Genomic DNA, 19,091 nt, shown 5'->3' with positions numbered 1-19,091 from the left:
AAGACATGTCAGATTGCATTTTTTGCAAGATTGTCGCTGGGGAAATCCCTAGCAGAAAAGTATATGAAGACGAGGATATCCTCGCGTTTCACGACATCAAGCCAGCTGCGCCAGTGCACTTTCTGATTATTCCGAAAAAGCACATTCCCACGCTGGCTGATGCCACTGAAGAAGACATTCCCGTGATGGGAAAAATAATGACCATTGCGGGGCAATTGGCCAAGCAAGAAGGGTGTCACGACGGGTTTCGAACCATCGTGAACACTGGAAGGGTAGGTTGCCAAGAGGTGTATCATGTTCATGTGCACATTCTTGGCGGTGATAAACCATTGGGCGTCATGCTGGGCATGCCAGCCTTGTAACTGATCAAGATACAGACACAAACTAGGAGTAAGTCATGGGTTCATTTAGCATTTGGCACTGGGTGATTGTGCTGGTTATCGTGATGTTGGTGTTCGGCACCAAGAAGTTGCGCAACATCGGCTCCGATCTCGGTGGCGCAGTGAAAGGCTTCAAGCAGGGCATGAAAGAAGGCGGCTCGGATGAAGAGCAAAACACGACGAAACTGGCCGACGACAGCAATAAAAAGTCTGACACCATTGACGTAGAAGCCAAAGAGAAATCTTCCAGCTAATTTCCCCTTTTTGCGGCGCGCAGCATGTTCGACATTGCTTTCTCGGAAATGCTTATCATTGCAGTGATCGCGCTGCTGGTGATAGGCCCTGAAAAACTGCCCAAGGTGGCCAAAACAGTGGGTCACTTGTTGGGCAAGGCCCAGCGTTACGTCAGTGACGTGAAGTCTGAAATTAACCGGGAAATGGAAATTGACGAGCTGCGCAAGTTGCAGGCAGAAATGCAGACCGCAGCCCGCAAGATGGAAGGCGATGTGCAGTCAACCATTCGAGACACCGAGGCGGACTTGAACAAGTCTGTGAAGTCGATTGAGGATGACATTGCCGAACTGGAAGCCAGCAAGCCCGCATCAACAGCACCACAAACCACCACTCAGGCCAGTGTGACCAAGGCTGAAGAGTCGTCGGCATCCGCGCAGTCTGCGGGGCCTGCCCCCAAGGCAGAAGCCAAATAACAAGGTGCAATTGGAATGAGTCAGCAAGAAAATTTTGTCAGTCACCTGGTCGAGCTCCGAGACAGGCTTTTGCGTGGCGTGATTGGTTTCATCATTGTGTTTGTCGCATTGATGGCCTATCCAGGCGCCGCTTTCATTTTCGATCTTCTGGCGCAGCCCATTCAAAGCGCGTTGCCCGAAGGCACCAAAATGATCGCCACGGGCGTGATCACCCCATTCATGGTTCCGGTCAAGTTGACCGCCATGGTTGCCTTCGTGATCTCACTGCCGATCCTGTTGTATCAGGCTTGGGCTTTTGTGGCGCCGGGGCTTTATCAGCACGAGAAAAAAATGGCGCTGCCCATTATTTTCTCAAGCACTGTGCTGTTTCTGATCGGGATCGCATTTTGCCATTTCATTGTGTTTGGCAAGGTGTTTGCATTCATCAATGATTTCGCGCCGCAAAGCATCACGCCCGCTCCAGACATTGAGGCTTACATGAGCTTTGTGCTGACCATGTTCATGGCTTTCGGCATGACCTTCGAGGTGCCCATCGTGGTGGTGGTGCTGGTTTATCTGGGTATAGTGACAGTTGAAAAACTCGTTGAAATTCGGGGGTACGTGATTGTGGCCGCTTTTGTGATCGCCGCAATCGTGACGCCGCCCGATGTGATGTCCCAGCTGTTCCTGGCCATACCGATCTGTATTTTGTACGAAGTTGGAATATTGTTCGCCAAACTAATTGGTAAACAGCGACAACAGATTGTTGAGTAAACTGATGTCGTCTGAATAAAAAAAGCCCGCTGATGTGCGGGCTTTTTTTATCGCTTGATGAAATCACCTGGTTTGGGTCGCACACCAATTTCGATATTCAAGGTTTCGTTTTTGCCATCCCGAAGCAACTCAACTGACTTTTTCTCGCCCGGCGCATAGGCTGCGATCAGGTTGAGCATTTGAGTGGTATCAGAAATCTTTTGACCGTCAAGTTTCAGCAAAATATCGCCCACCTTCAGACCAGCCTTGTCGGCTGGGCCGTCTTTTACAATGCCGGCAATAATCACACCGTCTTTCTGCGGCAGGTTAAAAGCCGTGGCCAGTTCTTCCGTGATGTTCTGTTGTTCCACGCCGATGTAACCCCGCGTGACCGTGCCAGTGCGAACAATCTGGTTTAACACGCCTTGTACTGTTTTGGCGGGGATTGCAAAGCCAATGCCCAATGATCCACCGGAGCGGCTGTAAATGGCGGTGTTGATGCCCAGCAGGTTGCCAGCCGTGTCGACGAGCGCGCCACCTGAATTTCCAGGGTTAATGGCCGCATCGGTCTGGATGAAGTTTTCAAACGTATTGATGCCCACCTTGTTGCGCCCAAGTGCGCTGACAATGCCCATGGTCACTGTTTGACCCACGCCGAACGGGTTGCCCATGGCCAGCACCACATCGCCCACCTTCACGGTTTCTTCGGCGGCAAATTTCAGGCTCGGCAAGTTATCAAGTTTGATTCGGAGCACAGCCAGATCAGTTTCTGGGTCGGTTCCGACAAGCTCCGCTTTGGTGGTTCGTCCATCGTTCAGGCTGACCTCGATTTCGTCGGCTGCTTCAACCACATGCTGGTTGGTTACAATCAAGCCGTCGCTGTTCACAATGACACCCGAACCCAGGCTGGATGCTTGTTCTTCTTCCTCAAACTGCTCCTCAAGTTCATCGCCGAAGAATTTCCGGATTTCCGGATCTTCAAAAAACGGGTGTTTGGGTAGGTTGCTTGCGCGTTTGCTGGTAAAAATATTTACCACGGCTGGCATGGCGGTGTCCACGGCGTGCCTGTAGCCAGCTACACCTTCAGGCTGGGCGGTTTGGTACGCCGGCTTTTGCAGCCAGTTGGGTACCCACTCTGGGCGCAGTACTTCGGTGATGAAATACAATGCAAGAAGTACGGTTAAGGCTTGAGCAAAAGTCAGCCAGAGTTTTTTTAACATATCAAGAATGCAGGGGTGCGCCGTTGGCTTCAGTGGATCGGAATGTACTGGAACATGATTTGCGGGAATTGCTGGATCAGGCTCGCATGTCAGATTATTGCCCAAATGGACTGCAGTTGGAAGGCAAGCCCCATATCCAGCGGTTGCTGACAGGTGTAACCGCTTCGAGGGCGCTGATTGAGCTGGCGGCGGAGCTGAATGCCGATGCAATTTTGGTGCATCACGGTTTGATGTGGAAAGGTGACCCCCAAGTGGTCACCGGGTTTCGCAAAGAACGTCTGCAGTTGGCGCTGGCGCATGATTTGAACGTGTTTGCTTACCACTTGCCGCTGGACAAACACCCTGAGTTGGGCAACAACGCCCAATTGGGCAAAATGTTGGGTTGGCCAAGTACCCGTGTGGTGGGCGACAAGGGTTTGGTTCACCTGGGCGTGTTGCCTATGCCCCAGCCTTTGAGTGCGTTGGTTCAGCAGGTAAGCGATGTACTGGGTCACCATGTTCAAGTAGAAGGTAACAGCGACCCGGAACGCAAGGTGGCCACTGTGGCCTGGTGTACTGGTGGGGCACCAGGTTATGTGGAAGAAGCGGCCTTGCAGGGCGCCGATTTATACCTGACGGGTGAGTTATCCGAGCCTGCTGTGCATGTGGCCCGTGAATGCAACGTCAGCTTGTTGGGTGCGGGCCACCACGCCACGGAGCGCTGCGGTGTGAAGGCCTTGGGCGAGTGGATTGCGCAGCGGTATGGCATCGAGGTGATGTTCCGTGATTTGTTTGTCGCGGTTTAGATGTTTTCTAATGTATGGCCACATTTTGGCTGTGCTTGATTGTCAATTGGACGAAATGTCCTCAAAACTGTTCCTTGTTTAAACCGTGCTAGGGTACAATCTCCGGTTGCATGGATCACTGGATTTTACTTTCGGGGTTATTTTGATGAGCAATAATCAACCTGTAGACAAAGAACGTCGCGTATGGATGATCGCTTGCGGCGCAGCGGGTGGTGTGGCGGCTGCGGCAACTGGTGGCGCGTTTCTGACTTCAATGGCACCCTCCGAGCGCGCGAAAGCAGCCGGTGCGCCCGTTGAGCTTGATATTTCTGGCATGCAGCCAGGTGACATGAAAACTGTCGAATGGCGCGGAAAGCCCGTTTGGGTAGTTCGTCGCGATCCAGCGATGCTCGAAGCCTTGCCCGAGTTGAATGACCAATTGGCCGACCCCAACTCTGAACGAAGCCCCGACCAGCTAACACCTGAGTACGCACGCAACATTCATCGCTCAATCAAACCCGAATACCTGGTGGCGGTTGGTATTTGCTCACACCTGGGTTGCTCGCCTTCTGCCCGTTTTGAACCTGGCCCCCAGCCTAGCCTGCCTGATGACTGGCAAGGCGGTTTCTTCTGTCCCTGTCACGGCTCAACGTTTGACCTGGCCGGCCGCGTTTACGCTGGCAAGCCTGCTCCGGACAACCTGGAAGTGCCACCCCACAAATATTTGTCAGACACCAAGTTGTTGATCGGTGTAGACGAGAACAACGCCTGACATCTGAGAGCGAGGAGTAGTAATTATGGCGGCAGACAAAAAAGTCGAAACAACAGGCGTGTTGGGCTGGATTGACCAGCGCTTTCCCCTGACCTCGACCTACAAAGCGCATTTGTCCGAGTACTATGCGCCCAAGAACTTCAACTTCTGGTATTTCTTTGGCTCACTGGCTTTGCTGGTGTTGGTCATCCAGATCGTGACCGGTATTTTCCTGGTCATGCACTACAAACCAGACGCGGCAAAAGCTTTCCAGTCTGTTGAGTACATCATGCGTGATGTGCCTTGGGGCTGGCTGGTGCGTTACATGCACTCGACAGGCGCTTCCATGTTCTTCGTGGTGGTTTATCTGCACATGATGCGTGGCTTGTTGTACGGTTCATACCGCAAACCCCGTGAACTGATCTGGATTTTCGGTGTTGCCATTTTCCTGTGCCTGATGGCTGAGGCGTTCTTTGGCTATTTGCTCCCTTGGGGTCAGATGAGCTACTGGGGTGCGCAGGTAATCGTGAACCTGTTCTCCGCAATTCCTGTGATTGGCCCTGATTTGGCCATCTGGATTCGTGGTGACTATGTGGTTTCCGATGCAACCTTGAACCGATTCTTCTCTTTCCACGTGATCGCCATCCCATTGGTGCTGCTGGGTCTGGTTGCTGCTCACCTGGTTGCTTTGCATGAAGTGGGCTCGAACAACCCTGACGGCGTTGAAATCAAGGAAAAGAAGGACGCCAACGGCAAGCCTTTGGACGGCATTCCGTTCCACCCCTACTACACCGTGCACGACATTCTGGGTGTGGGCGTATTCCTGATGGTGTTTTCAGCCATTGTGTTTTTCGCGCCAGAAATGGGTGGTTACTTCCTGGAATACAACAACTTCATTCCAGCTGACCCATTGAAGACGCCAGCGCACATTGCACCTGTTTGGTATTTCACACCGTTCTACTCCATCCTGCGCGCTATCACATTCCCGTTCCTGGGTCTGGATGCGAAGTTCTGGGGTGTGGTGGCCATGGGTGGTGCGGTTGTAATCCTGTTCTTCCTGCCATGGCTGGACAAGAGCAAGGTTAAGTCAATCCGCTATCGTCCAGCGCTGCACAAGTGGATTTACGCTGTGTTCGTAATCAACTTCATCGTGTTGGGTTATCTGGGTGTGAAGCCACCATCAGACATTGGTCAAATCGTGTCGCAGATTGGTACCTTGTACTACTTCCTGTTCTTCCTGGCGATGCCATGGTGGTCAAAGCTGGGCACATTCAAGCCCGTGCCCGACCGTGTTGTGTTTGAAGCGCACTGAGCCCGACTGGACAAGATAAGGACTAGATGATGAAAAAGATTTTGGCTTTGCTGGCTCTTGTGCCTTCACTGGTGTTCGGCGCGGGTAGTAATTACCCGCTCGACAAGGCCCCGGACCTGACGAACGACCTGGCTGCGCTTCAACGTGGCGCCAAGTTGTTCTCCAACTATTGTTTGAATTGCCACTCTGCTGAAAGCATGCGTTACAACCGCTTGCGAGACATTGGTTTGACCGATGAGCAGATCAAGGAAAACCTGATGTTTGCGACCGACAACGTCGGCGACACCATGAACATTTCAATGGATCCAAAAGATGCCAAGAAGTGGTTTGGTGCCGCGCCTCCAGATTTGTCGCTGATTGCACGTTCGCGTGCTTCTGCAAATGGTCCTGGCGCTGATTACATCTATACCTACCTGCGTACTTATTACCGTGATCCTTCCAAGCCAACTGGCTGGAACAACATGGCTTTCCCGAATGTGGGCATGCCTCATGTGTTGTGGGAATTACAGGGTGAGCAGGTTGCGAAGTACGAAGAGGTGCCTGCCGGCTATGGCAAGGAAGGTACAGTTCAGCAGTTTGTTGGCTTTGAATTGGCCAAGCCCGGTACCATGACCCAGGTTGAATACGACCAGGCCATGGCCGATCTCACCAGTTTTCTGGTGTTTATGGCCGAGCCCGTGCGCGAAGACCGCTTCAAGTTGGGTGTAATCGTGCTGTTGTTCTTTGGCGTGTTTACCATTTTTGCGTGGCGCTTGAACGCCGCTTACTGGAAAGACATCAAGTAAGCTTTTTGGCTTAATCATGTACAGGCTGGGGTGTTTGCTCGCCCCGGCCATTTTTTGTTTTGGGATGACAACATTATGATGGTTCTTTACTCTGGAACGACCTGCCCGTTTTCTCAGCGTTGCCGGTTCGTTTTGCATGAAAAAGGCATGGATTTCGAGATCAAGGACATTGACTTGTTCAATCGGCCTGACGACATCAGTGTGATGAACCCCTATAGCCAGGTGCCAATTCTGGTTGAACGTGATTTGATTTTGTACGAGTCAAACATCATCAATGAGTACATTGATGAACGCTTCCCTCATCCCCAGTTGATGCCTGCAGACCCAGTGATGCGTGCACGTACTCGCTTGTTCCTGTTCAATTTTGAGCGTGAGCTGTTTCAACACGTGAGCGTGTTGGAAAAAGCAGGTAACCCCAAGGCCATGGACAAAGCGAAGTCGGCGATTCGTGAGCAGCTCACCCAGCTGGCACCTGTGTTTCTTAAAAGTAAATACATGCTGGGCGAAGACTTTTCGATGCTGGATGTGGCGTTGGCCCCATTGTTGTGGCGGTTGGAGCACTACGGTATTGAACTGCCGAAGTCCGCTGCGCCACTGATGAAGTATGCGGAACGTATTTTCGCGAAGCCAGCCTTTATTGATGCATTGACACCTTCCGAGAAGGTGATGCGTCGTTAATTGGATGCTCGCTGAGCAGGCATCCAGACACGTCGAGGAAAAAGCAGTGACTGAAGTATCCACAAAGCCGTATTTGATTCGAGCCATTCATGAATGGTGCGTCGACAATGGCTACACGCCTTACCTTGCCGTGGCTGTGAATGAGAAAACCCAGGTGCCGAAAGAGTTTGTGAAGGCCGGGGAGATCGTTTTGAATACGTCTCCTTTGGCCACCAACAAATTGAGTCTCGGTAACTCTGCGGTTGAGTTCGAAGCCCGTTTTGGCGGTGTAGTTCGCGAAATTTTTGTACCCATTGAACAAATTAGTGCAATCTATGCGCGTGAAAACGGGCATGGCATGGCTTTTGAAGTGCTGAAGCCCTTGGCAGAAATTGAGGGTGATGGAAACGAGGCTGTGCAGTTCATTCTTGATGAAGAGGATGAGCCTGTTTCATCTGATCCTGATGACAAACCGGCCGGTTTGCGTTCAGTTTCGGGTGCTTCTGAAGACCCGCAGCCTTTGTCTGTGGCTAAATCAGATAAATCTGATGAAAAAACACCAAAAAAACCCGGGCAGAAGAAAAAAAATCATCTGACTCGAGTAAAATAGCGCTTCTCTTAAGTGCCGCTTTAGCTCAGTTGGTAGAGCAACCGCCTTGTAAGCGGTAGGTCGTCAGTTCGAATCCGACAAGCGGCACCATTCTTCTCCCGATCTCTCGGGAAGTCATCCAAATAATTTTCTGTCGAACTCGTGATGATGCGTCTTGTGCTGGCGTCTATTGCCAATTCGACGTGGGTTACTTGTGCTCCACAGGGCCGGTGAGTTGGGAGCCAAACTTGAATGGTCACCGCTGCCCGAAAACTTGGCATTCCGGCTTGTCGTCTTGAGCCTGCACTAAGCCAAGCCCTCCAAAAGTAACGGTCGGGTCTTGCAAGCCCTCCAAAAGTAACGGTCGGGTCTTGGCTTTCGCGCCAGGGCGCGATCGTTAGTCTCGACGCGCCAAGCCAGCAAGTTTTCTGGCGAGAGATTGAAATTCGTGCCGAGTGGGTCATAAAGACATGCCAAGCGGAATATCAACACGCGCAGTGTGGGCCATGAACCTGCGCCGCTGTTGCGCAGAACCCTTTACACTGTGCGCATCGAATTCAACGCAGCAAGCCACCTATGCCAAAACTCAAGAAGAATCCTTTAGATGCCCTCGAGCTGAAACCAGGCCAGTCAATTGACCTGTTGAAGGCGCTGCACATTGTGACGCGTGAAGGCGGCATTAACCAGGACAGCAGAAGGAAGCTGAAGCAGGTTTACCACCTGACTCATTTTATTGAGCCTTTGATCGACGAAGTTCGCAAAGCCAATGACGGAGGTTTGTACCTCGTAGATCATGGTGCAGGCAAATCGTATCTTGGGTTTATTTTGTATGACCTGTATATCAAGCAAAACCGGGAAGGGGCTGTGGTGGCTGGTGTGGAAACCCGACAAGAGTTGGTGGACAGGTCCAATACCCTGGCCAAACAGCTTGGTTTTGATGCAGGCATGCAGTTTATTAATTTGCCAGTGGCACAAGCCACAGAACACCTCGACTTACCTGAAACAGTTGATATTGTGACTGCGCTTCACGCTTGCAACACGGCTACAGATGATGCGATTTCATTTGGCTTGAAAAAACAGGCGAAGTTTATGGCCTTGGTACCGTGTTGTCAGGCCGAGGTGGCTACACACTTGCGCAAGAACAAAGCCAGCCAACTTGGTAAAACCAGTTTGGTGGAAATGTGGCGCCACCCGCTTCACACCCGTGAATTTGGCAGTCAGCTAACGAATGTGTTGCGTTGCTTGCAACTGGAGGCGCATGGCTACCAGGTGACTGTCACGGAGTTGGTGGGTTGGGAGCACTCGATGAAGAATGAGTTGATTATTGCGAAGAAACACCAGCGATCGAATCCAAAGGCGGCACAACGTTTGCGCGACATGCTGCTTGAGCTGGGGCTGGATGGTGAGGAAGGATTGCAGCAGCGCTTTCATGTGCCTGCGTAGGCTATACCGCTTTAACTGCTGCTTTTAAGTCCCTGCCATTCATTGCGCTGCACATTGGGCAAACCCAGCAGTTGCAGGGCATGTTGGGCGGTGTCTGTGACCATGGCGTCGATGCTGCTTGGGCGCTGATACAGTGCAGGCACCGGTGGCATCACAATGCCGCCCATTTCTGTCACGCTGACCATGTTGCGAAGATGCGCCAAATTCAGCGGTGTCTCGCGGGGTAGCAACACCAGACGGCGCCGTTCTTTCAACACCACATCGGCGGCACGGGTAATCAGATTGTTCGACAAGCCATGTGCCACGGCGGCCAGGGTGTGCATGGAGCAGGGCGCAATGACCATACCTGCGGACGGGTAAGATCCGCTGGCAATGCAGTTGCCCACTTGCTTGGGCGAGTGCACCACATGGGCTTTGGCTTCAATTTCTTCTTTGCTCAAGTCGCTTTCACTGGCCAGGGTAAGCCAGCCTGAAGACGACACCACCAGATGCACTTCTGTGTCGCCGCGCGCGCGCAGCAAGTCGAGAATTTTCAAGCCGTACAAAGCGCCACTGGCACCTGTAATGGCGACGGTGATGGACTGCTTGAACTGGTGGGAGAGGGTGCTGCTCAAGATGGTGTGCCTGGAAGTGGCCGCACGATGATTGGTGCGGCCTGTTTCATGATTTATTCAGACTTGGTGGACGCATTGGCGGCGGCAATTAGTGCCTTCAATTCGCCGCTTTGGTACATCTCGGTCATGATGTCGCAACCACCCAAAAATTCGCCATTCACGTAAAGCTGTGGAATGGTAGGCCAGTTGGCATATTCTTTGATGCCTTGGCGAATTTCGGGGTCGTCCAGCACGTTCACTGTGACTACTTTTTCAGCTTCGCAGGCTTTCAGGATTTGAATGGCGCGACCAGAAAACCCGCACATGGGGAACTGGGCAGTTCCTTTCATGAACAAAACCACGGGGTGGCTGGTGACGGTTTCGTGAATGGAATCGCGAACGCTCATAAAGACTTCCTTTCAATTGGATGGATTGCTACAACCCTGTAGTGTAATGGATGTGGGTATAAAACGCTCGTTTTCAATACGGGCGAATACAAAGCGCGGTGTACCGGCCAGGTCGGGCAGGCCTTGAACATCGACATAAGGCGCTTTGGAAAACAGGGCTTTCACGGCCTCTTGCTGTGTGTGGCCATGCTCAACCAGCACGCCGCCACCTGCGCGCAGCAGGCTCGGGCTGTGTTGGGCAATTTCACGGTAAAAGTGCAGGCCATCGCCCCCGTCGGTCAAGGCTTGTTGGGGCTCGAAACGCAGATCACCTTGGGAAAGGTGTTCATCCCCCAGTTCAATGTAGGGCGGATTGCTGCAAATCAGGTCGAACGCCAGTGGGGGTGTTTGATTCAATAGATTCTCGAAGAGATCGGATTGAAGAAAGCGGATGTTTTTCGCACCCAATTCGTTGGCGTTGAATTGAGCCACCCACAATGCGTCTGCAGAAATGTCGGTGGCGGTGACTTCAAGAATGGGATTTTCAAGCGCGAGTGACACGGCAATGGCGCCGCTGCCGCAACCAATGTCGAGCACCCGGGTGAGCAGATTTTCTGTAGATTTGCTCTGCAAAAAACCAAGGGCGTGCTCCACAAGTTCTTCGGTCTCCGGGCGGGGTATTAATACCCGGGGGTCGACAAAGAACGGGCGTGAATAGAATTCTTTTTGTTGTACCAGGTAGGCGATGGGTTCGCCTTGCTGCCTTTTGGCGGCCAGTGACTTGAAGGCACTGAGCTGATCCATGGGCAATTCCCGGTTGCCTTTGGTGACCAGGCCCACGCGATCAAAACCCGTGATGTGGGTCATCAAAATACGCAGTTCACTGGGCGCAAGCCCGGTTTCTTCACGTGTTTGCTGCAACACCGATTCAATGGTGGGCTTGGGCAGTGTGCTCATTCTTTGGCTGTAATTTCGGCCAGCAGTTCGGCTTCGTGAAATGCGGTCAGGCCGTTCATCAGGTCGGTCAAGTCTCCATCCATGATGTAGTCGAGTTTGTACAGGGTCAAGTTGATTCGGTGGTCGGTCATTCGCCCCTGCGGGAAGTTGTAGGTTCGAATACGTTCAGAACGGTCGCCTGAACCCACGAGGCTGCGGCGTTCGCTGGCCTCGGCGGCCTGGCGTTCACGGTCAATTTTGTCTTGAAGGCGTACGTTCAACACCTTCATGGCTTTGGCCTTGTTTTTGTGTTGGCTGCGTTCGTCCTGGCATTCAACCACCAGGCCTGTGGGCAAGTGGGTAATGCGCACGGCCGAATCGGTTTTGTTGATGTGTTGGCCACCTGCGCCGCTGGCGCGGTAGGTGTCAATTCGCAAATCGGCAGGGTTGATTTCGATCACTTCGGCTTCGTCGGGTTCGGCCATCACGGCCACGGTGCAGGCGGAGGTGTGTATGCGCCCCTGGCTTTCCGTGGCTGGTACGCGCTGCACACGGTGCCCCCCCGATTCAAACTTCAGGTGCTTGTACACGTGGTCACCGGCAAGGCGAATGATGACTTCTTTGTAGCCCCCCAGTTCCGATTCACTGGCACTCATGACTTCAATTTGCCAACCCTGCCGCTCGGCGTAGCGGGTGTACATGCGAAACAGGTCGCCCGCGAACAATGCAGACTCATCGCCGCCCGTACCGGCGCGAATTTCAAGCATGGCGTTGCGGTGGTCGTTGGGGTCTTTGGGGAGCAGCAGGCGTTGAAGATCGGCTTCGAGTTGCGCAAGTTTCGCTTCATTTTGCGCAATTTCCTCGCGGGCCATGTCGCGCATGTCGGGGTCGGAAAGCCATTCTTGTGCAGTGTTGAGGTCTGCCTCTATGCTCAGGTATTCGGCAAAGCGCTCGGTGGCGGGCAGCAGTTCGGAGCGTTCACGCGTGATGGCCTTGAACTGCGCCATGTCATTGGCTGCGTTTTGGGACGACAAAAATTCTTCAAGGTCGGCAAGGCGCTCGGCAAGGCGCGTTAGCCGGTTCCGCATGCTGTCTTTCATCTATTTGTCGGTGTTTTTAATGTTGAAGAGCTGTGGGAGCCACTTTAACAGGGCTTCCCGTTCGGCTGGGCTGGCGTGGTGTAGCGCCTGCATGGGGCCGTGCATGAATTTTGCGCTCATGCGGTGGGCCATCAGTTGCAGTACGTCGTCGGCAGGTGTGCCCTTGGCCAGTTGCTTACGGGCGTGGTCGAGTTCAAGCTGCGCGATGTCGTCGGCTTTCTGGTGAATTTCCTGAATGGTGGGCACCAGTGAGCGTTCGCTCATCCAGCGCATGAAGCCCTGGACCTGCGATTCGATGATGGCCTCGGCTTGTTCAACAGCAGCGGCCCGTTGCTCACGGCCTTCCTGCACAATTTGGCTGAGGTCGTCGACGGAGTATAGAAACACGTCGTCGAGTTTGCTGACTTGCGCTTCGATGTCGCGAGGTACCGCGAGGTCGAGCATGAAAATGGGTTCGTGTTTGCGTTTTTTGCAGGCGGCTTCAACCATGCCCAGGCCAATGATTGGCAGGGTGCTGGCGGTGCAGGATATGACAATGTCGGATTTCGCGAGTTGCTCTGGAACCTGGGCCAGACCGATGACGCTGGCGCCGTGGGTTTGAGCCAATTGGTTGGCGCGATCTGCGCTGCGGTTTGCAATGGTGATGCTTTTCGGGTTTTGGGCGGCGAAGTGTGTGGCGCACAGTTGAATCATTTCACCAGCGCCGATAAACAGCACATTGCGCTTTCCAAGGTCGCCGAAAATTCGGCTGGCCAGTTTTACGGCTGCGGAGGCCATAGATACCGAGTGGGCACCAATTTCAGTGTGTGAGCGTACTTCTTTGGCGACCGAGAAGGTGCGTTGAAACAGTTGGTGCAGCATTTGACCCAGCGTGCCGGCTTCTTCGGCGGTGCGTGCAGCCTGCTTCATTTGACCCAGAATTTGTGCTTCGCCCAGCACCATGGAATCCAGGCCACTGGCCACGCGGAATGCATGGCGGACCACTTCCTGCTGGGGAAGAATGTACAGGTGAGGGCCTAGTTCGGTGGTGGGAATGTTGCGGTTGACGGCCAGCCATTCAAGCAGATCGGTTTTCAGCTGCTCAATATTGCTGGCTGCGCAATACACTTCAGTGCGGTTGCAGGTGGAAAGAATGGCCGCTTCAGGGGCCTGAACACGCTGTGCCAGTGCGCGCAATGCCTCTTGCAATTGCTCGGCCGGAAACGCCAAACGCTCGCGTAGTGCGAGCGGTGCGGATTGATAATTCAGGCCGACTGCGAAAAGCTCCATAATACCTACTGGGCGGAAAACCCTTCATTATAACCCGCTATGGCGTACTCGCCTTCAATCGTTCTCGGCGAGTTGGCGTTTGATTTTTGCCAGGTCAGATGATTTGCCTTCGTGATCAACCTGCTCCAGTTTGTAACCAAAGCCATAGACTGGGGTTAAACGGAAGCCCTGTTCGGGTCGCAAGGCCAGCTTGGAACGAACGCGCGAGATGTGGGTGTCCATGGTTCGCGAGGGTAAATCGGTGTCGCGTCCCCACACGGTTTCCTGGATGTGTGACCTTGACAGCGGTTTGCCGAGGTTGCGAAACAGCAGAAGCGCCAAATCGAATTCTTTTTGGGTCATGACCACGCGCTTTGTATGGCGCACGATTGTCGAGAACTTGGGATGAAATTCCAGGTCGGTGATTTCAAACACTTCCGGGGCGGTTAGTTCGGGATAGGCGCGGCGTAGCAGGGCATTGACCCGGGCGATCAGTTCGCCGCGACGGATGGGCTTGATCATGTAGTCGTCTGCACCGGCGTTGAGCGCTTCAACAATATTCTCTTCGTCGGTTTTGGAGGTGATGAACAGCACGGGTACTTTGATGTGCAGGGTTTCACGGATCCAGTGCATGACTTTGGGGCCAGAGCTGTCGGGCAGTACCCAATCCAGAAGAACAAGGTCGAAGCTGTCGCGGTACAAAGCGGTTTGAAAGCTTTTGAACGTGGCAAAACAATGGCATTTGTGGTTGACCGATTCGAGCACCCAGCGCAGCATTTCGCTTTGTGTCAGGTCGTCTTCAAGAATGGCGATGCGCATGGGTGTGGCTCCTGGTTCGGAATTTTTGTTACCACAATGTTAATTTGTGTGTTGACAGTTTAATCGTTTAAACAGGGCATGAAACACAATGTTGCTTTTTTGTTAAATTGAATGGGCATCCAATTTATCAATCAGGGGGCTTGAGTGCTTTCCTGATCCTGTTCCAGTTTCATGGCGTGCGTGGCATGTGCGCCAGCAAAGATGACAGCCACAATCCGAAGCGCTTTGTCATAGATAGCCTGCCGTTGATCGGGTTTCTCGACGTACTCAACCGCCATGAACAACACGTTTTGGGCGAGTACTTCCAGCACTTCGATCATTTCTTCTTGGGGTAAACCGGGCAGCAGGGCAGCAATACGGTTGTCGCTGCAAATGTCTTCGCTGATCGCCCGAATCGTTTTTTTCAGGCCGTCGCGCATGCGCTCCAGTGCACCGAAAGCCTCGGAGGCACCCACTACGACTGGTTTTGGATTCTCGGCCGCCCAATCAAAAAACCGTTTGACGAGCATGGGGCGAATGTCGAGGTCTGCCTCTTTGGCCGTGCTGATTCGGACTTCAGTGAAGGCGTCCAGCACTGCTTTTTCAACCTCGAGAATGACGGCTGTGCCCAGGTCGGCCAAGTCTTCAAAGTGCCTGTAAAACGCGGGCGCAGACAGTTTCGCTTCGCGCGTTATTTCGCGAATACCGAGGCTGGAGAAACTTCGCCGGTGATAGCTCAGGTTCAGTGCAGCTTCAATGAGCCGGGTTCGGCCGTGGATGGTTGATGCGTTGGAGGTCATAAGCCAGTGATTATAGCGAAAACCCGAACATCTGTTATGAATCCTTGATTTAGAAGTTTTATCCAATTTGATAAGCAAAGGTATTGACGAGTATGTTTACAATCGTTAACATGATTTTCGTCGGGATAGACCTTGCCCTTCCAACAATAACTATTGGGCATTCATAAACGGGAGACCACCTATGTTGCACTACCTCAAATTCACCACTTTTCCGCTGATTGCCATTGGTGTGATGCACGCCATGATGCAGGGCGGTGCGTGGATGTACACCGGCATTGCCGCTTTGGTGCTTGTTGTGGCTTTGGGCGATGTGTTGCTGCCCGATGATCGCAGCGAGCCCCGGATGGAAGGCGAGTTTTTTCTGAATTTGATGCTGTGGCTGACACTGCCAATTTTGATGTGGGTGACGCTTTGCTTCACCTGGGCGGTAGCGCCGGTGGATGTATTGGGCATTGATGCATTCATGAAGAACACTTTCGGTTATGACCGTTTGCAATTGCAAGCAGACACCACCTGGTACCAATGGTTTGTGGGCGCGGTTGCGGGTGCATTTTTGTTTGGTGCCGGTGGCACCAATGTTGGCCATGAGTTGACCCACCGCACCTACAGTATGCGCGACATGATTTTGGGCCGCTGGATGCTGGCGTTTACCTGTGATGCTTCTTTTGCGATCGAGCATGTATACGGTCACCACAAAAACCTGGGTACACCTGCTGACCCTGCCACGGCCCAGCGCGGCGAGAATGTATACGGCTTTGTACTGAAAAGCACCATTGGCGGTTACAAGTCGGCCTGGAAGTTGGAAAAGCAACGCTTGGCCAAGTTCAATCAATCCGTGTGGAACCCGATTCACAGTCGCATGATGCGCGGTAATTTGATGAGCTTGAGTTTGTTTGCTGCATCGTTCTACATCGGTGGCTGGGCAGGGGTAGTGATGTTCTGGATCATGAGCGCGGGCGGCAAGACCCTGCTTGAAATCGTGAACTACATGGAGCATTACGGGATTGTTCGTCGTCCTGAAGACAAGGTAGAACCACGTCACAGCTGGAACACGAATGCTTCGGTGTCGACTGCTTTGTTGTACGCGCTGACCCGCCACTCGCACCACCATGCTGAGGCAGATCAGGAATACTGGAACCTGCGCAGCTATCGTCATGCGCCCATGTTGCCCACAGGCTATCTGGGCACTATTTTGTTGGCCTTGGTGCCACCGCTTTACAAAAAAGTGATGACGCCTTTGTTGAACCACTGGGATGAAACTTTTGCCACGCCGGAGGAGAAAAAACTGGCGATTGATGCCAGTGTGAAGAGTGGTATGAAAGGTTTGAAATCTGCCCAGTTGGGGCAGCAGACTGGCCAACAACTGAAGCGCGCTGCCGCGTAAAGGGAGAGCATCATGAAATTGCTTGAATGGTTTGGATTGCAGGGTGGTGCAGCAGCTGGCAAAAAAGGCAAGGTAACGCACAAGGTGAGTGTGGCCCCGGGTGGGCAAAGCTTCGAGGTGGAGAAAGGCCGTAAGGTTATTTTGAATTCTGCCTTGTCGGCAGGTTTGGGGTTTCCACACAATTGCCGTGTGGGCAGTTGCACGCAATGCAAGTGCAAGCTGAAAAGCGGCAAGGTGCGCGAACTGACCGATTCAAGTTATGTGCTGAGCGCCGAGGATTTGAAGGCTGGAATGATCCTGGCCTGTCAGTCCATTCCGGAAACTGATCTGGAAATTGAAGTGGAGTTGACCTCTGGCGGTGACCGTTTGGTTGAAACCCGCGGCACGATTGTGGGCCAGAAAGATTTGACGCACGACATTGTGGAATTGCGTGTGGCGCTGGATGATCCGATGCCTTTCAAGGCGGGTCAATATGCTGAAATTCGACTTGAAGAATTCAGCCTGTCCCGCAACTACAGTTTCGCGATTGCACCAAAAGGCCAAGAAGCCAATGAACTTGTTTTTCATGTGCGCAAGGTGCCTGGAGGCAAGTTCACTGAATGGTTGTTTGCAGCCAATCGACAGGAAACCCGGTTAAGTATGAGTGGACCGTTTGGTGATTTTTATTTGCGCCCCGCCGAAGGTGAGAAGCCAGCGCCGATTGTTTGTGTGGCCGGTGGCAGTGGCATGGCTCCTATTTTGAGTTTGCTGGAACAGGCGAAATGGGCTGGTGAAACCCGGGATGCTGTTTATCTGTTTGGCGCACGCACACAGCGCGACTTGTATGCGGATGAAGAAATTGGTCGTATTCAACAGGGTTGGCGTGGTTCTCTGAATTTTAAGCAGGTGTTGTCTGAAGAGCCTGCCAATTCGAGCTGGAACGGTGCGCGTGGTTACGTGACAGACGAGTTGGACAAGCTTGAGCTGGAGTGGCCTCAGGTTCAGGCTTACCTGTGCGGGCCGCCTGCGATGATTGATGCGGCGATTGCAAAGTTTTCGAAGTTGGGTGTGAAAGCTGAGAATATCCGTTACGACAAATTCGAGTGATCGGGAAATAAAAAAGCCACCGTAAGGTGGTTTTTTTACTGGTTAAAACTTTAAATCAGACCGGCAAGTTGCCAGTGATTGCATCCAGTGGCAATGCGTCTGCAGGATTGGGTGCTGAGCCGATTGGCAAAGATCCCAAGGCATCAAACAATGGATCGGAAATCACCGACAAAGGTGTGCCTCCAAGCGCGTCGGCCAAGGGGTCGAGTACCGCATCCAGTGGCGTACCAGTGGTTCCTTCGTTGACTGGATCAGTGGGTTCCTCTGGTTCTTCTGGGTTGTCGACAGGATCTTCCGGATTCTCTGGGTCTTCTGGATTTTCACTTTCGTCGGGGTTCTCGGGATTGTCAACTGGGTCTGTGGTTTCATCGCCATTGTCTACGCGGACATCAGTAAAGGCAGAACCTTCCACGTTGGTGTCGTCTCCAGAGGATGCTGCAAGGGCGGCCACACCAACACCTCCACCGATTGCAGTGGCAATACCGCTGACACTGCCAGCAGTGCCCGCAGATAGCAGACCTGCACCAACCAGTCCGCTAAAGCCTGTGCCTGCATCGGCCAGCAAAATTGCACCATCGGTGCCTTCGCTGACTGCAAATAGTTCGACGCCCTCTGTTAACGAGGTTACTTCAATCATGCCGCCTTCTGCGGCTGAGTTGGTGGCAATTTGAGCTGCGGATTCTGGGGCCAGGGTAACCAGAGAATCGGCTTGGCCAGCCGCTTGACCGGGTAGCTCAATATCCACTGCGACCAAGTCCTTGTTCTGTAGAACGTCACCAGCCAGAATTGCATCGCCTTGACGCAAAGTGAGTTGCTCGCCCTGGCGTTGAACCAAAAGCTTGTCGGTTTTTGAGGCAATGGTGCCAATTTGAGGTGCCGTGCTCATAAGGTGATGTCCGTTGGGTTGTCGGTAAAGTTATTATTTTTACTGTGGTGAACCGCGATTTGGATTCAAATAAAAAACCCCTCCGAAGAGGGGTTTCTTGTGGAGCCTTCTGCTGTTTAGGCAGTTGGCAGGCCTGGGATAGTTGGCAGGTCATCAGCGCCGGGCAGTGAGCCCAGTGGTGAGCCTGTGCCACCCAGCAGATCTGTCAGGGCAGATGGATCTGTCGGAATTGGCAAACCACCCGCATCTGGCAAACCGCCGCCAGCCAAATCAGCCAATGGCGCCAATACTGCATCCAGAGGTGTCCCGGTTGGGCCTTCGGTACCACCTTCGCCACCAGGCAAGCCTGGGAGTTCTGGCAAACCGCCGCCAGCCAGATCAGTCAATGGAGCCAGTACTGCGTCCAGAGGTGTTCCGGTTGGGCCTTCGGTACCGCCTTCGCCACCAGGCAAGCCTGGGATTGCAGGTGCACCTGGGATGCCGCCGGCCAGCAGGCCGTCCAGTGTCATGGCGCCAGTGATGATACCGTCTTCA

22 protein-coding genes, 1 tRNA gene and 1 pseudogene are annotated in these 19,091 nt (G+C 53.1%); 14 read left to right on the top strand and 10 right to left on the bottom strand.

Annotated elements, in window-relative coordinates; translation table 11 throughout:
- Window positions 1–5: 5 nt before the first annotated feature.
- Genes B4N58_RS09930 through tatC form a run of 4 tightly spaced genes read left to right on the top strand, consistent with a single transcriptional unit; the run spans window position 6 to window position 1,840 of the window.
- Window positions 6–362, top strand: a complete 357-nt coding sequence (locus B4N58_RS09930; protein WP_008247901.1) for a histidine triad nucleotide-binding protein — start codon at window positions 6–8, stop codon at window positions 360–362.
- Window positions 363–397: 35 nt separating this feature from the next.
- Window positions 398–634 carry a Sec-independent protein translocase subunit TatA gene (gene tatA / locus B4N58_RS09925; protein ID WP_008247902.1) on the top strand — a complete coding sequence of 79 codons (237 nt, stop codon included), beginning with the start codon at window positions 398–400 and terminating at the stop codon, window positions 632–634.
- 24 nt (window positions 635–658) lie between these two features.
- Window positions 659–1,087, top strand: a complete 429-nt coding sequence (gene tatB, locus B4N58_RS09920) for a Sec-independent protein translocase protein TatB (RefSeq protein WP_008247903.1) — start codon at window positions 659–661, stop codon at window positions 1,085–1,087.
- A 15-nt stretch (window positions 1,088–1,102) separates the two neighbouring features.
- Window positions 1,103–1,840 carry a twin-arginine translocase subunit TatC gene (gene tatC / locus B4N58_RS09915; protein ID WP_008247904.1) on the top strand — a complete coding sequence of 246 codons (738 nt, stop codon included), beginning with the start codon at window positions 1,103–1,105 and terminating at the stop codon, window positions 1,838–1,840.
- 47 nt (window positions 1,841–1,887) lie between these two features.
- Here the strand turns inward: tatC and B4N58_RS09910 are convergent, their stop codons facing one another.
- Window positions 1,888–3,039 carry a S1C family serine protease gene (locus B4N58_RS09910; RefSeq protein ID WP_008247905.1) on the bottom strand — a complete coding sequence of 384 codons (1,152 nt, stop codon included), beginning with the start codon at window positions 3,037–3,039 and terminating at the stop codon, window positions 1,888–1,890.
- Window positions 3,040–3,071: 32 nt separating this feature from the next.
- Here B4N58_RS09910 and B4N58_RS09905 point away from each other — a divergent pair, with 32 nt between their 5' ends.
- The 8 genes from B4N58_RS09905 (at window position 3,072) to B4N58_RS09870 (ending at window position 9,340) form a co-directional block, all read left to right on the top strand.
- Entirely contained in the window at window positions 3,072–3,824 is a 753-nt protein-coding gene (locus tag B4N58_RS09905) for a Nif3-like dinuclear metal center hexameric protein (protein ID WP_291748879.1), read from the top strand.
- Between the two features lie 145 nt (window positions 3,825–3,969).
- Window positions 3,970–4,575, top strand: a complete 606-nt coding sequence (gene petA / locus B4N58_RS09900; RefSeq protein WP_008247907.1) for a ubiquinol-cytochrome c reductase iron-sulfur subunit — start codon at window positions 3,970–3,972, stop codon at window positions 4,573–4,575.
- 25 nt (window positions 4,576–4,600) lie between these two features.
- Entirely contained in the window at window positions 4,601–5,866 is a 1,266-nt protein-coding gene (locus tag B4N58_RS09895; RefSeq protein WP_008247908.1) for a cytochrome b, read from the top strand.
- A 26-nt stretch (window positions 5,867–5,892) separates the two neighbouring features.
- Complete coding sequence (locus B4N58_RS09890; RefSeq protein WP_291748740.1) at window positions 5,893–6,651, top strand: cytochrome c1; 759 nt, start codon at window positions 5,893–5,895, stop codon at window positions 6,649–6,651.
- Window positions 6,652–6,726: 75 nt separating this feature from the next.
- On the top strand, window positions 6,727–7,329 hold the full coding sequence (locus tag B4N58_RS09885; RefSeq protein WP_008247910.1) for a glutathione S-transferase N-terminal domain-containing protein: 603 nt from the start codon (window positions 6,727–6,729) through the stop codon (window positions 7,327–7,329).
- A gap of 46 nt (window positions 7,330–7,375) precedes the next feature.
- Window positions 7,376–7,918 carry a ClpXP protease specificity-enhancing factor gene (locus B4N58_RS09880; protein WP_040512238.1) on the top strand — a complete coding sequence of 181 codons (543 nt, stop codon included), beginning with the start codon at window positions 7,376–7,378 and terminating at the stop codon, window positions 7,916–7,918.
- 14 nt (window positions 7,919–7,932) lie between these two features.
- Window positions 7,933–8,008: transfer RNA gene (locus B4N58_RS09875), tRNA-Thr, on the top strand.
- Between the two features lie 465 nt (window positions 8,009–8,473).
- Window positions 8,474–9,340: a class I SAM-dependent methyltransferase gene (locus tag B4N58_RS09870; RefSeq protein ID WP_291748734.1), complete on the top strand. Its 867-nt coding sequence runs from the start codon at window positions 8,474–8,476 to the stop codon at window positions 9,338–9,340.
- Between the two features lie 11 nt (window positions 9,341–9,351).
- On the opposite strand, the gene B4N58_RS09865 is transcribed toward B4N58_RS09870, so the two are convergent.
- From B4N58_RS09865 to B4N58_RS09835, 7 genes are all read right to left on the bottom strand, one after another.
- Window positions 9,352–9,954 (bottom strand): UbiX family flavin prenyltransferase, encoded by a 603-nt coding sequence (locus tag B4N58_RS09865; RefSeq protein WP_008247914.1) that lies wholly within the window; start codon window positions 9,952–9,954, stop codon window positions 9,352–9,354.
- 53 nt (window positions 9,955–10,007) lie between these two features.
- On the bottom strand, window positions 10,008–10,340 hold the full coding sequence (gene grxD, locus B4N58_RS09860; RefSeq protein ID WP_008247916.1) for a Grx4 family monothiol glutaredoxin: 333 nt from the start codon (window positions 10,338–10,340) through the stop codon (window positions 10,008–10,010).
- Between the two features lie 12 nt (window positions 10,341–10,352).
- On the bottom strand, window positions 10,353–11,276 hold the full coding sequence (prmC, locus tag B4N58_RS09855; RefSeq protein WP_008247917.1) for a peptide chain release factor N(5)-glutamine methyltransferase: 924 nt from the start codon (window positions 11,274–11,276) through the stop codon (window positions 10,353–10,355).
- Window positions 11,273–12,355, bottom strand: coding sequence for a peptide chain release factor 1 (gene prfA / locus B4N58_RS09850; protein WP_008247918.1), 1,083 nt, complete (start codon window positions 12,353–12,355; stop codon window positions 11,273–11,275). The genes prmC and prfA overlap by 4 nt, the downstream gene beginning before the upstream one ends.
- Window positions 12,356–13,624 (bottom strand): glutamyl-tRNA reductase, encoded by a 1,269-nt coding sequence (gene hemA / locus B4N58_RS09845; protein WP_008247921.1) that lies wholly within the window; start codon window positions 13,622–13,624, stop codon window positions 12,356–12,358.
- 54 nt (window positions 13,625–13,678) lie between these two features.
- A complete protein-coding gene (locus B4N58_RS09840) occupies window positions 13,679–14,422 on the bottom strand; it encodes a response regulator transcription factor (protein ID WP_291748721.1) in 744 nt (247 codons plus the stop codon).
- A gap of 131 nt (window positions 14,423–14,553) precedes the next feature.
- Window positions 14,554–15,201: a TetR/AcrR family transcriptional regulator gene (locus tag B4N58_RS09835; RefSeq protein WP_291748719.1), complete on the bottom strand. Its 648-nt coding sequence runs from the start codon at window positions 15,199–15,201 to the stop codon at window positions 14,554–14,556.
- Window positions 15,202–15,382: 181 nt separating this feature from the next.
- Between B4N58_RS09835 and B4N58_RS09830 the strand changes: the two genes are divergently transcribed.
- The gene (locus B4N58_RS09830; protein WP_291748716.1) at window positions 15,383–16,585 is read left to right on the top strand and encodes an alkane 1-monooxygenase; all 1,203 of its coding nucleotides are present in this window, start codon (window positions 15,383–15,385) and stop codon (window positions 16,583–16,585) included.
- A 12-nt stretch (window positions 16,586–16,597) separates the two neighbouring features.
- Window positions 16,598–17,671 carry a 2Fe-2S iron-sulfur cluster-binding protein gene (locus B4N58_RS09825; RefSeq protein WP_291748713.1) on the top strand — a complete coding sequence of 358 codons (1,074 nt, stop codon included), beginning with the start codon at window positions 16,598–16,600 and terminating at the stop codon, window positions 17,669–17,671.
- 55 nt (window positions 17,672–17,726) lie between these two features.
- On the opposite strand, the gene B4N58_RS09820 is transcribed toward B4N58_RS09825, so the two are convergent.
- Both B4N58_RS09820 and B4N58_RS09815 read right to left on the bottom strand, forming a co-directional pair.
- Window positions 17,727–18,557 carry a hypothetical protein gene (locus B4N58_RS09820; protein ID WP_008247929.1) on the bottom strand — a complete coding sequence of 277 codons (831 nt, stop codon included), beginning with the start codon at window positions 18,555–18,557 and terminating at the stop codon, window positions 17,727–17,729.
- Window positions 18,558–18,673: 116 nt separating this feature from the next.
- Window positions 18,674–19,091, bottom strand: a pseudogene (locus B4N58_RS09815) (hypothetical protein); the annotation flags it as partial.

It is taken from the genome of Limnobacter sp. UBA3528, from assembly GCF_002377005.1.
Lineage (GTDB): Bacteria > Pseudomonadota > Gammaproteobacteria > Burkholderiales > Burkholderiaceae_B > Limnobacter.
The sequence above is the reverse complement of the archived record's forward strand: the minus strand, read 5'-3'. Positions and strand labels throughout refer to the sequence as shown.